This is a genomic window from Methylomonas rhizoryzae (genome assembly GCF_008632455.1).
In the GTDB taxonomy this organism is placed as follows: Bacteria; Pseudomonadota; Gammaproteobacteria; order Methylococcales; family Methylomonadaceae; genus Methylomonas; species Methylomonas rhizoryzae.
Map to the genome: position 1 here is coordinate 2,191,705 of NZ_CP043929.1, position 11,290 is coordinate 2,202,994.

The following is an 11,290-nucleotide window of genomic DNA, read 5'->3' on the forward strand; positions in this document are numbered from 1 at the left end:
GTATCGGCGCAAAGGTCTCATTTTTTTAGTTTGTTTCCGGATTGGTTGCGGCGAATCCGGATGTTTATATCTGCATGTCTCATAAGAAAAAACTTCCTACAGAACCCGTCAACGTAATCATTGAGTCGTTATCACACGACGGCCGCGGCGTCGCGCACGTCAACGGTAAAGTTGTGTTCATAGACGAGGCCTTGCCCGGCGAAAATGTTGATTTTATTTATACCGATAGCCGTAAAGACTATGCCGAAGGCAAGCCGGTTGCCTTGCACCGGCGTTCCGAGCATAGGGTTGAGCCCGGCTGCCCGCATTTCGGCGTATGCGGCGGCTGTAGTTTTCAACACGTCGACGATGCAGAGCAAATTCATTTCAAAGAGGCATTGCTGCAAGAACAATTTAGCCGCATCGGCAAACTGCACATTCCGGAAATTTGGCCGGCATTGACCGGGCCGCATTGGGGATACAGGCGCAAAGCCCGGATGGGCGTCAAATGGGTGGCGAAGAAGCAAAGGGTATTGGTAGGCTTTCGCGAGCGGCGCAATCCGTTTCTGGCTGAAATTGACAGTTGTCGAGTCATGCATGCGAGTGTCGGGGACAAATTGACCGCTTTGGGCGAGATGATTGCCGGCTTGAGCGTCAAAGATAAAATCCCGCAAATCGAAGTAGCGATCGGCGACGACGAATGCGTGTTGGCATTTCGCATGCTAGTCCCGCCAAACCTCGACGATATAGAGCGTCTGCGCAGCTTCGGTCGTGAACATCAATTTTCTGTGTGTCTACAGCCTAAAGGGCCGGATAGCATTGTGCCGTTGCCGGGCGAACCGGAAGTGGTTCCGGGCTACGCTTTACCGGAGTACGGGATACGCTTTAATTTCCGCCCGGCCATGTTTACTCAGGTCAATTACGACATCAATCGGCAAATGGTGGCGCGTGCCATAGAGGCATTGCAGCTTAGTCAACAGGACAGGGTGTTGGACTTGTTTTGCGGCTTGGGTAACTTCACTTTGCCGTTAGCTAGCCAAGCCGGTCACGTCGTGGGCGTAGAGGGCGACTTGCCGCTAGTGCGGCATGCCAGGGAAAACGCCCGGTTAAACGGCATTCAGAACGTGGAGTTTCACGTCGCTGACTTGAGTAAAGATCTTAAAGACGCAGCTTGGTGTAAGCAAAAATTCAACAAGATATTGCTGGATCCGTCGCGTGCCGGAGCGTCGGAAGTGTTGCACAACTTTAAGCATTGGCAGCCGGAGCGTATCGTTTACGTATCTTGCAATCCTTCTACTTTGGCGCGCGATGCCGGAATCTTGGTAAACGAATTGGGCTATAAACTGGTTAAGGCCGGAGTGATGGATATGTTTCCGCAAACGGCTCACGTCGAGTCCATCGCCTTGTTTATTCGATGAATGTTGCCGGCAATAACGCCAATCGGTATGCGGACGGCGATAAACCGGCCGAATATCTGGATATCGATATAGCCCGGCAACGTTTGCGTTTGTTGCGACTTGGCGATGTCGAACTGGAGTTTGTCGTATCTACCGCTAAAAATGGCCCCGGCCAATTGAAAGGCAGCGAATGTACGCCAACCGGCTGGCATAGCGTCAGGGCAAAAATCGGCGCCGGTTTGCCGATCAATAGCGTTTTTACGGCCAGACGCCCGACCGGCGAAATATATACCCCGGAATTGGCCGCCCGATATCCGCAGCGCGATTGGATACTGACTCGAATTTTTTGGCTGGGTGGATTGCAACCCGGGCATAATCGTTACGGTGCGGTCGACACCGCGTGGCGCTACATATACATCCATGGTTGCCCGGACCATTTGCTGCAGGGCAAGCCCGAGTCGCACGGTTGCATACGCATGAAAAATGCCGATCTCATTTGTCTGTTCGACCGCGTACCGGTTGGTTGCCGGATTTATATCCATTAACCATGCCGCGTATCGTTTTAGGGCTGGAATACGACGGTAGCGCCTACGCCGGCTGGCAATGGCAGGCCGGCAAACCGACCGTGCAGAGCGAATTACAGCGCGCCCTTAGTAAAATTGCCGACCAAGCGGTTACGGTACATTGCGCGGGGCGGACCGACGCCGGGGTGCACGCCATAGAACAAGTCGTACATTTCGATACCCCGGTGCAGCGCGATATGCGCGCTTGGCTGATGGGCGGCAACAGTCATTTGCCGGACGACATCCGGGTGTTGTGGGCCATGCCGGCCCTGGACGACTTCCATGCCCGCTATAGCGCAATTGCCCGGTACTACCGCTACGTCATCTTGAATCGACCGGTTAAATCGGCCTTGTTACGTACCCAGGCCACTTGGTGTTACTTGCCTTTACAAGCGGAGAGCATGCATATGGCGGCTCAAGCCTTGCTCGGCGAGCACGACTTTTCGTCGTTTCGCGCCCAAGGTTGCCAGTCGCTCAGTCCTAATCGTTATATGCACTTCATCGAGGTTTACCGGCAGCAAGACCGGGTGATCATCGATATTTGCGCAAACGCATTTTTGCATCACATGGTGCGCAATATCGCCGGCGTGTTGATGGAAATCGGCATGGGTAAGCAGCCCGTGGAATGGACCGAGACTCTGCTGGCTGTCAAAGACCGCAGACTAGCCGCGATGACCGCGCCGCCGCACGGTTTACATTTAGGCGGAGTCTATTACCCCGAACGTTATGGAATTGCCTGCGATCCTATTTTCGCCAAACTACCTGCTAGCGCCAAACGTTACGATTAACCTGGGGCTGAAGACTGGAAACCCGAGCTTTGCTTTATGCTCGGGTTTTTTGGGGGGGGCGCCGCTGAGCGGTGCTTAGACGGCTTGGCGGATTCTTTCCAGGGCTTTTTCCAAATTAGCCATGCTGGTGGCTATAGAGATGCGGATATGACCGGGGCAACCGAATGCCGACCCGGGTACCAATGCGACCCCGGCCTTTTCGATCAAATATTCGGCAAATTGCAAGTCGTCGTCTATGCCGTTCAAACGTTCGATCAGTTTGTGTACGCTTGGAAATACGTAAAACGTACCGTCGGTCGGTAAGCACGCGACGCCGTCTATGTCGTTCAAGGCGGCTACCACGAAATCGTGGCGTTTTTTGAATTCCACCATCATGTTGTCGATGCAGCTTTGGTCGCCGTTCAGCGCGGTTTCAGCCGCGACTTGCGAAATCGAAGTCGGGTTGGACGTGCTTTGCGATTGAATGATGCACATGGCTTCGATTAAATCGGCCGGGCCGGCTGCGTAGCCGATGCGCCAGCCGGTCATCGAGTACGCCTTGGATACTCCGTTCAACACGATGGTGCGTTCGTAGAAATCCGGGCGGGCATTCAGGATGTTCACAAACTCGCCCTTGTTCCACAAGATATGTTCGTACATATCGTCGGTGGCGATCAGTATCTGCGGATAGTCCTGCAGCACTTCGGCCAACGCGCTTAATTCGTCCAGGCTGTAGGCCGCACCGGTTGGATTGGACGGACTATTGATGACCAGCAAACGGGTTTTATCGGTAATCGCGGTTTTTAACTGGGCCGGCGTGATTTTAAAACCTTGTTCCTGGCCGGCTGCGACGATCACGGGTACGCCATCGGCCAACAGCACCATGTCGGGATAGGATACCCAATAGGGAGCCGGGATGATGACTTCGTCGCCGGGATTAAGCAAAGCTTGCGCCAGATTGTAAAAACTTTGTTTGCCGCCGGAAGAGACTAAAACCTGTTTAGGTTGGTAACTTAAGCCGTTATCGCGTTTGAATTTGTCGATAACGGCTTTTTTCAGACCGGGTGTGCCGTCTACGGCGGTGTATTTGGTGAATCCTTGATTCAATGCTTCGATCGCGGCGGCTTTGATGTGCTCGGGCGTATCGAAATCCGGTTCGCCGGCGCCTAGGCCGACGATGTCTTTGCCGGCGGCGCGCATCGCGGCGGCGCGAGCCGTGATGGCTAGAGTCGGCGACGGCTTGACGGCTTTAACACGGTTGGACAGTGTGATGCTCATGGTTCCTCGAGTATGGTTCAAAAATTGGCGCGAATTATACGCCAGTTGCCCGCTGCAGCGAAAATGCACGAAAGTCGCGTTTATTGCTAGCGAAACGACAGTTTTTACGCTAACCGACCCGCGGTTGGGGGGGAATCGGACTCGGTGCAAAAACCATCGCCGGACTTGCCTGCAAGTTGCGCTTGGTAAGGCGATTCAGGCTTGGCCGCGCGGATGGTTTAGGCCGGTTCCGCCCGAATAAATTGGTCGGCGATTTCCAGCAATTTTGCCGGGAACACTCGATTTTCCAGTAAGTTTGCCGGCAAAACCTCGCAAGCAACCCGCAAATAATTGGGGGTATAGCCAAAATAGCGGATACGTCCGTCGCTTAAGGGTTCGGTTTGGCCTTCCCAAAGTACCTCGGCTTGGTTGCCCAGATTCCGTTCGGCGAAATCGCGTTTCATGGCATCGGCCAATTGATGCAATTCGCGGCTGCGCCGGCGTTTGACCTCGTTGCGGACCTGATCGGGCAAACCGGCCGCCTTGGTGCCTTCTCGCGGCGAATAACTGAAGATGTGGATATGGCCGAAGCCTATCGAACGAATGAAATCCAGGCTGTCCCGCCATTCCTGTTCGGTTTCGCCCGGAAAGCCGACGATGATGTCGGTGGTGACATTGAAATTCGCTATCCGCGCCCTTGCGGAGTCTACCAGGTCGGCGAATTCGGCGGTTTTGCAGCGTCTTGCCATGCGGCGTAACACGCTGTCGCTGCCGCTTTGCAACGGTAAATGCAAATGCGGCATCAAGCGCGGGTTATCGAACAATTCGAAGAAACCTTCCGGCAGCTCCCAAGGTTCCAGCGAACCCATGCGCAAGCGCGGGATTTCGGTTTGCGCCAGAATAGTCCGAATCAATTCGACCGGATTGCTGCCGATGTCGCTGCCGTATCCGCCTAAATGCACGCCGGTGATGACCGCTTCGTTAATGCCTTGGCTATGCAAGGCGTTGATTTCGGCGACGATCTCCGCAATGCTGCGGCTGCGTTCTTCGCCGCGGGCCACGGTGACGATGCAAAACGTACAGCGGTAGCGGCAACCGTCTTGCACTTTGACGAAAGCGCGTTGGCGGCCGCGGTTGAATAAGGATACTTCGCCGGGTTCGGTCGACATGGCAGGCATACTGTCCATATCGAGTTCCGCCAGCGTTTTCTCCACCAGCAGGTGTTTGTCGTTATTGCCTATCACCAAATCCACGCCCATCAGTTGTTCGGTTTCGCTTTGATTCAAGGTGGCATAACAGCCGCTAACTACCAGTTTGGCTTGCGGGTTGTCGCGGTGGATGCGGCGGATCAACTGCTTGGATTTTTTTACCGCATCTTGGGTGACGGCGCAGGAATTCAATACGACTACTTGCGCGTCGTGAAGATTGCGGGTGATGCCGTGGCCGCGGATCTGAAAAGCTTGCGCCCAGGTTTCCAATTCGGCTTCGTTCAAGCGGCAGCCCAGGGTTTTTAAATGTATTTGCATAGGGTTGAATTGAAGGGGGTTAACCGTAAAACCAATAAGCTGTAGAAATCGCCGTGATCATCCCGGCCGCGTCGGCAATCAGGCCGCAGGCGGCGGCATGGCGGATGCGCTTGATGTTGACCGAGCCGAAATAGACCGCCAGCACGTAAAAAGTGGTTTCGGTGCTACCTTGCACTATGCACGCCAGGCGGCCGGCGAACGCATCGGCGCCGTGGGTTTGCATGGCGTCCAGCATCATCGCCCGGGCGCCGCTGCCGCTGAACGGCTTCATCAGCATGGTAGGCAAGGCGTCTACGAAACGGCTATCCATCCCCAAACCGGTTACCAGCCAGGCCACACCGTCGGTGGCGATTTGCAGGGCGCCGCTGGCTCTAAACACGGCGAAAGCCACCAGCATGGCCACTAAATACGGAATGATGCCGACCGCGGTGTGAAAGCCGTCGCGGGCACCGTCTACGAACAGTTCGTAGGCGTTCAAGCGGCGTAGCGCCGCGGCCGCAATGAAAGCGACAACCAGGCTGAACAGCAAAATCTGGCTAAGCGCCGCCGATTGTTGCAGCATTTGTTCGCGCGGCAATCCGGCGAAATAGCCGATCAGTCCGGCCAGCAACAGGCTGATGCCGCCCAAATAAGCGAGTAACACTTTGTCCCACAAGCGAATGTTCTGTATCCAAGCTACCGCCAGCAAGCCGGCCATCGTCGACGCGTAAGTCGCGATCAGGATAGGAATGAAGACGTCGGTCGGGTTGTGGGCACCCATTTGCGCCCGGTAAGCGAATATCGTGACCGGAAACAGGGTAACGGACGACGTATTCAAAACCAGGAACACGATTTGTGCATCGCTGGCCGTATCCGGGCGCGGATTCAGGCTTTGCATGGCTTGCATGGCTTTAAGGCCTAGCGGAGTCGCCGCATTGTCCAGGCCCAACATATTGGCGGCGATGTTCATGGTAAGCGCGCCCAAGGCCGGATGATCGGTCGGGATTTCCGGCAGCAAGCGCCGGAACAAGGGATTCAAGACTTTGGTCAGCAGCGTGACGAAACCGCTGTGTTCGCCGATTTTCATGATGCCCATCCACAGCGCCAGCACGCCGGTCAAACCTAAGGAGATGTCGAACGCCGTTTTAGCCGCTTCGAACATCGCGCTCAACAAGGTGCCGAATACGGCTTGTTCGCCAAGCAGCCAAAATTTTAGCGCGGCTATCAAGAACGCCGTAAGAAACAAGGCTGTCCAGATGAAATTCAACACAGTTAAAAAGCGTAGGCCGATACCGAACCGAACATTCTACCAATGAAAAGCAGGGTGCACGAAAAATATGCGGCCGGAAAATTTCGCCAACTTACCGGCGGGTGCAAACGGCAAGACGGATTTTGAAGAGCGGTTGGAAGAGAAACAGGCCGGCTAAACGATACGTTAGCGGCCAAATCTGGTGGGCGCCGTAATGCCGTAGCTCGAAACACGCGGCTTCAACGGAATCCGCCGGGGGCTTCATGAAATTTTAATGCAGTTTATTCCGGCAGGATTTTAAAACTCTGCTAAACCTAGTAAGCAGAATTTGAACTGAGGCACGGAATTTAGTTGGCTTGTTTGCATTAGCACGCTTTTTTCGACTTTGCTGAGTCGAACGGTTCACAAAAGCGGCTAATGAGCTTAGCTCATCAAGGCAAGTCATGTTAGGCCCGAACGAGGAGAGTGCATGGCGTCGTACCGCGGGGTTACCGGCGTATTATTGGCGTTGGAAGCGTTTTTGACCAGCCGGCTGCCCACCGAATTGAGCAGCGAGCCGACCAATGCCATCGTGCGCCTGTTGGGTAGCACCGACATTGCCAATAATCTGACCGGCAATCTGCTCGGCATTTACCTGCACCGCATGACCATAGACCCGCACGGCCGTCAGCGTACCTTCGCGCAACGCGGCAGCGATCTGTCCGCTCCTCAAGCCGAATTACCGGTCAACCTGCATTTTCTGTTGATTGCCAACGCCGGCAGCGCCACGATAGAGGCCGATCTGATGAGTTGGGCCATGGTGGAGCTGGCTAACGAATGCCAACTGGACGTTTCCCAGATTCAGGATATTGACGAGGACTGGGGGGCAAGCGAAATCCTGAACATCATGCCGGACGAAATGAGTACCGAGGATTTGATGCGGATATGGGACGTGTTTCGTTCCCCCTATACCAGCAGCGTGCCGTATGTAGCCCGTACCGTTCGACTGAGATTGCGGCAGCCGCGTAGCGAGGGGCCACCGGTTTCCACCCGAATATTCCCGGCAGGCGCGGTATGACGGCGCTACGGGTACTGGAAACCAATCTACTGTTCGCCAGCGACCTAATCGTTTGGTTAGACGGCACCAGCGCTACCGACCCTGCGCAGATGCAGCGTATCAATAGTACGGTGTCGGTGCTGTTCGACAATACCCGGCCGGCCGATTTGCGATGGCGCCACGGCGAAGGCAAGACCGCGTTGTGGCGGCGCGCGTCCGCCCGTATCGTGCCGGGAGAAGCCGGCGACGCCGACCGGCAAGCCTTGCCGGAAATCCCTTATACCTTGAGCGGCAGCGTCAGCGATAACCCGGGCAAATACAATCCCAGACGTTTCGAGATTCTGGCCGGCAACGCCCAAGGCCATAGCTTGGTGATGTACCCGACACCCTCGGGTACCGCGATAGGCCGTGGCGGCGCGTTGCGCGGCAATTTGCGCTTTGCGGCCGATAGTGCGCCTGCGGTCTGGGCGATATTGACGTTAACGGTCGATTTGGGCGTTGCCGGCAGCCTGTTGTTTCGCGCGCAGGCCGACCGGCACGGCGATTTCGTGTTGCCCATGCAGCGCTTGCCGCCGTTGCCGCAAGGCGTCGTCAACTATGCAGCCACGCTGTCGGTCCGGGCTCTGGCGGACGCCGCAGCCGATACGCCGCTGGACCCGGCCGATTTAACCGACATGCAATTAGGACGTTTGAATGCCGCGGGCTTTGCCGCCGCAATCGATTTAACCGTGCTGCCCGGCCAATACGCGCTGATTCGATCCCAGGGCCGGGACCATGTGGCCGTACAACCGATTTGAGCATCCCGATGCTTGAGTTTTTCTTGTCACCGTAGTTCCAGTTAATTTAAGGAGGGGAGCATGCCTGAATATCTTGCACCGGGTGTGTTTGTAGAAGAAGTCAGTTTTCGTGCCAAATCGATAGAGGGCGTGGGAACCAGCGTATCGGCCATCGTCGGTCCCACCCGTTTCGGACCGTTGCGCGGCAATCCGGAAGTTGTGACCAGTTTCGGCGAATATAGCCGGATCTACGGCGACATCCGCGATCTAACTTTAGACGGCAACCCCGTACTCAATCATACGGCTATCGCGGCCAAGGCTTTTTTCGACGGCGGCGGTAAACAATTGTTCGTGTCCAGAGTCGGTAATTTCGCCGGACCGGACGACGGCGTGGCCCGCAGCAATCCGGCCGTCACCGACGTGCGGTTTACCAGCCGATTTCCGGGAGCGATGGGTAATTTCACCTTGGAGCTGTTATGGCGCGACAGCGAAAACTTGTTGCGCCGGGAAGTCACCTCGGCACCGGCGCAAGGGGAATTGGTGTTTTTGACCGCCACCGGTTTGTCTAACGCCGTGCGCGCTCCGGGCATCGTCGCCCAATTTCCCGACGCGCATTTTCCGCTGGATTTCGTTGGATTAGTGTTTCGAGAAGGTGATCACTACACCATTTTCAATAACCGTTGTGTGATAACCACGGCGGACGGGGTAGCCGTCACCGGCACCGATTTACGCGCCAACGGCGCCGCCCCCGGTACGACAGGTCGGTTGATGCTGGCGGGTATGGTCGATGACGCCGATACCGACATCACCTTTACCCGAATGTTCGCGCGCAACCCCAGCAGCGGCCCTCTGGCCAATGGTACTTCGGCTGTTTTAACGTTTAGCGCCGAGACCAATTTATCCATCTACACCGGTTCGCCGCACTGGGGTACCTTGACTACCCTGCGCGGCACATTGAACGCGGCCGGGGATCTGTTCGTAGTGGACGGTACCGGCTTGAATCCCGGCGTGGCCGCGCCGGTTTCGATACGGCTCGCGGCCTTGGCGGCCGCGCCGGATAACGTGCGCGCCGTCGTGGTACAACGCAATTTCGATATCGCCGTACATGCCGGCGACGAAGACGACCCGGTTATTTACAGCTACGGCAATGTGTCCAGCGCACCGGCCGGCGATAACAGTTTGACCGAAATATTGGCGCAGACGCCGGACAAACGTTACGACCAATTGAGCAGCCCAGTCGCCTGTACTCTGGCCGACGATGCAACGGGCGCCGAGGTGTTGGCGGCCTTGTTCGATTTGTTCGAACCCGGCCCGTTGAATCCCGGACCTCTGTCGATTCACGGTCCGCGCTATTTGATCCGCATGAGCGGCGGCCACGACGGCGACGTGCCGGTAGCGGTGCATTACGCCGGGGTGGAGGACGAAGTCAACGGCAGCAGCGGCTTCATCGCACTGGAAAACATCGAAGATATTTCCATCGTCATGACGCCCGCCGCCGCCGCGAACGACGAGACCAGCCATCAGGCCATTGTCATGGAGATGCTGCGCCACTGCTTGCGCATGCGATACCGGGTCGGCATCGTCGATAGCCGCGCGGACATGACCATTTCCGAAGTGCGCGATTTCAGCTCCAACTTCGACGATTCGCGCCTGGCGCTGTACTACCCCTGGGTGGTGATTGCCGATCCGCGCGGTTTGTTGAGTACGGTGACTGTGCCGCCGGCCGGATTCGTCGCCGGGGTTTACGCCAATACCGACGTGCAGCGCGGCGTGCACAAGCCGCCGGCGAACGAGCCGGTGATAGGCGCGTTGCGCTTCTCCCAAGAAATCAACCGCTTTCAACAGGAATTGCTGAATCCCTACGGCATCAACTGTTTGCGCTCGTTTCCGGGGCGCGGACACCGGGTGTGGGGCGGCCGGACCTTGTCCAGCGACCCGGAATGGAAATACGTGAACGTACGCCGCTACTTCTTGTATCTGGAACGCTCCATCGACAAATCCACCCAATGGGTGGTGTTCGAACCGAACGGCGAACGCTTGTGGGATAACGTGCGGGCTACGGTCGAGAGCTTTTTGTACAACGAATGGTACAACGGCCGCTTGCTGGGAAGTCCTAAGACCGCTTATTTCGTGCGTTGCGACCGCAGCACCATGACGCAAAACGATTTGGACAACGGCCGCTTGGTCTGCGAAGTCGGCGTGGCGGCCTTGAAGCCGGCCGAATTCGTCATTTTCCGCATCGGCCAAAAAACCGCCGACGCCTAACGGCTTAACTCCCTATTGAAGAGGAATTCACCATGGCTCAATACAGACCCACGCCTTACGGCGCATTCAATTATCTGGTCAATCTGGGCGACGGCAGCGAAGGCGATGTACAAGGCGGCTTTTCCGAAGTCTCCGGTTTAAACGCCGAAGTCACCGTGGCCGAATACCGCAACGGCAACGATCCGGTCAACTATGTGCGGACCATTCCCGGCATACATAAAGCCGGCGACGTTACCCTGAAGCGCGGGGTGATAGGCGCCGACAACATTTACAGCTGGCTGGAGCAAATCCGCAACGGCGACGTCACCGCGCAACGCGACGTGGTCGTTAAATTGAAAAACGAAGATCCGACCAGTACCAGTGCGGTAGTGACCTGGACCTTGGTCAAAGCCATGCCGATCAAGTGGACCGGGCCGTCGTTGACCGCCAAGGGCGGCGGCGACGTGGCCATAGAAGAGCTGACCTTAAAAGTCCAGACCATCATCCAAAGCTGAGG

At 56.4% G+C, this 11,290-nt stretch carries 10 protein-coding genes; 7 read left to right on the plus strand and 3 right to left on the minus strand.

The window, feature by feature from the left end; all coding sequences use genetic code 11:
* Window positions 1–74 precede the first annotated feature (74 nt).
* From rlmD to truA, 3 genes are read left to right on the plus strand one after another with little or no spacing between them, the layout of a single operon-like run.
* Entirely contained in the window at window positions 75–1,397 is a 1,323-nt protein-coding gene (gene rlmD, locus F1E05_RS09900) for a 23S rRNA (uracil(1939)-C(5))-methyltransferase RlmD (protein ID WP_150048136.1), read from the plus strand.
* Window positions 1,394–1,921, plus strand: a complete 528-nt coding sequence (locus F1E05_RS09905) for a L,D-transpeptidase (RefSeq protein WP_150048137.1) — start codon at window positions 1,394–1,396, stop codon at window positions 1,919–1,921. The genes rlmD and F1E05_RS09905 overlap by 4 nt, the downstream gene beginning before the upstream one ends.
* Window positions 1,922–1,923: 2 nt before the next feature.
* Window positions 1,924–2,727 (plus strand): tRNA pseudouridine(38-40) synthase TruA, encoded by an 804-nt coding sequence (gene truA / locus F1E05_RS09910; protein ID WP_150048138.1) that lies wholly within the window; start codon window positions 1,924–1,926, stop codon window positions 2,725–2,727.
* A gap of 75 nt (window positions 2,728–2,802) precedes the next feature.
* Here truA and F1E05_RS09915 read toward each other — a convergent pair whose 3' ends face one another.
* The 3 genes from F1E05_RS09915 to F1E05_RS09925 form a co-directional block, all read right to left on the minus strand.
* Complete coding sequence (locus tag F1E05_RS09915; protein WP_150048139.1) at window positions 2,803–3,984, minus strand: pyridoxal phosphate-dependent aminotransferase; 1,182 nt, start codon at window positions 3,982–3,984, stop codon at window positions 2,803–2,805.
* A 218-nt stretch (window positions 3,985–4,202) separates the two neighbouring features.
* A complete protein-coding gene (mtaB, locus tag F1E05_RS09920) occupies window positions 4,203–5,489 on the minus strand; it encodes a tRNA (N(6)-L-threonylcarbamoyladenosine(37)-C(2))-methylthiotransferase MtaB (RefSeq protein ID WP_150048140.1) in 1,287 nt (428 codons plus the stop codon).
* Window positions 5,490–5,508: 19 nt separating this feature from the next.
* The gene (locus F1E05_RS09925) at window positions 5,509–6,738 is read right to left on the minus strand and encodes a nucleoside recognition domain-containing protein (protein ID WP_150048141.1); all 1,230 of its coding nucleotides are present in this window, start codon (window positions 6,736–6,738) and stop codon (window positions 5,509–5,511) included.
* Between the two features lie 448 nt (window positions 6,739–7,186).
* Here F1E05_RS09925 and F1E05_RS09930 point away from each other — a divergent pair, with 448 nt between their 5' ends.
* From F1E05_RS09930 to F1E05_RS09945, 4 genes are read left to right on the plus strand one after another with little or no spacing between them, the layout of a single operon-like run.
* A complete protein-coding gene (locus F1E05_RS09930) occupies window positions 7,187–7,774 on the plus strand; it encodes a DUF4255 domain-containing protein (RefSeq protein WP_150048142.1) in 588 nt (195 codons plus the stop codon).
* Entirely contained in the window at window positions 7,771–8,550 is a 780-nt protein-coding gene (locus F1E05_RS09935) for a carboxypeptidase regulatory-like domain-containing protein (RefSeq protein ID WP_150048143.1), read from the plus strand. The genes F1E05_RS09930 and F1E05_RS09935 overlap by 4 nt, the downstream gene beginning before the upstream one ends.
* Before the next feature lie 60 nt (window positions 8,551–8,610).
* Window positions 8,611–10,794 (plus strand): phage tail sheath family protein, encoded by a 2,184-nt coding sequence (locus F1E05_RS09940; RefSeq protein WP_150048144.1) that lies wholly within the window; start codon window positions 8,611–8,613, stop codon window positions 10,792–10,794.
* A 32-nt stretch (window positions 10,795–10,826) separates the two neighbouring features.
* Window positions 10,827–11,288, plus strand: a complete 462-nt coding sequence (locus tag F1E05_RS09945) for a phage tail protein (protein ID WP_150048145.1) — start codon at window positions 10,827–10,829, stop codon at window positions 11,286–11,288.
* The last annotated feature ends 2 nt before the right edge of the window (window positions 11,289–11,290 follow it).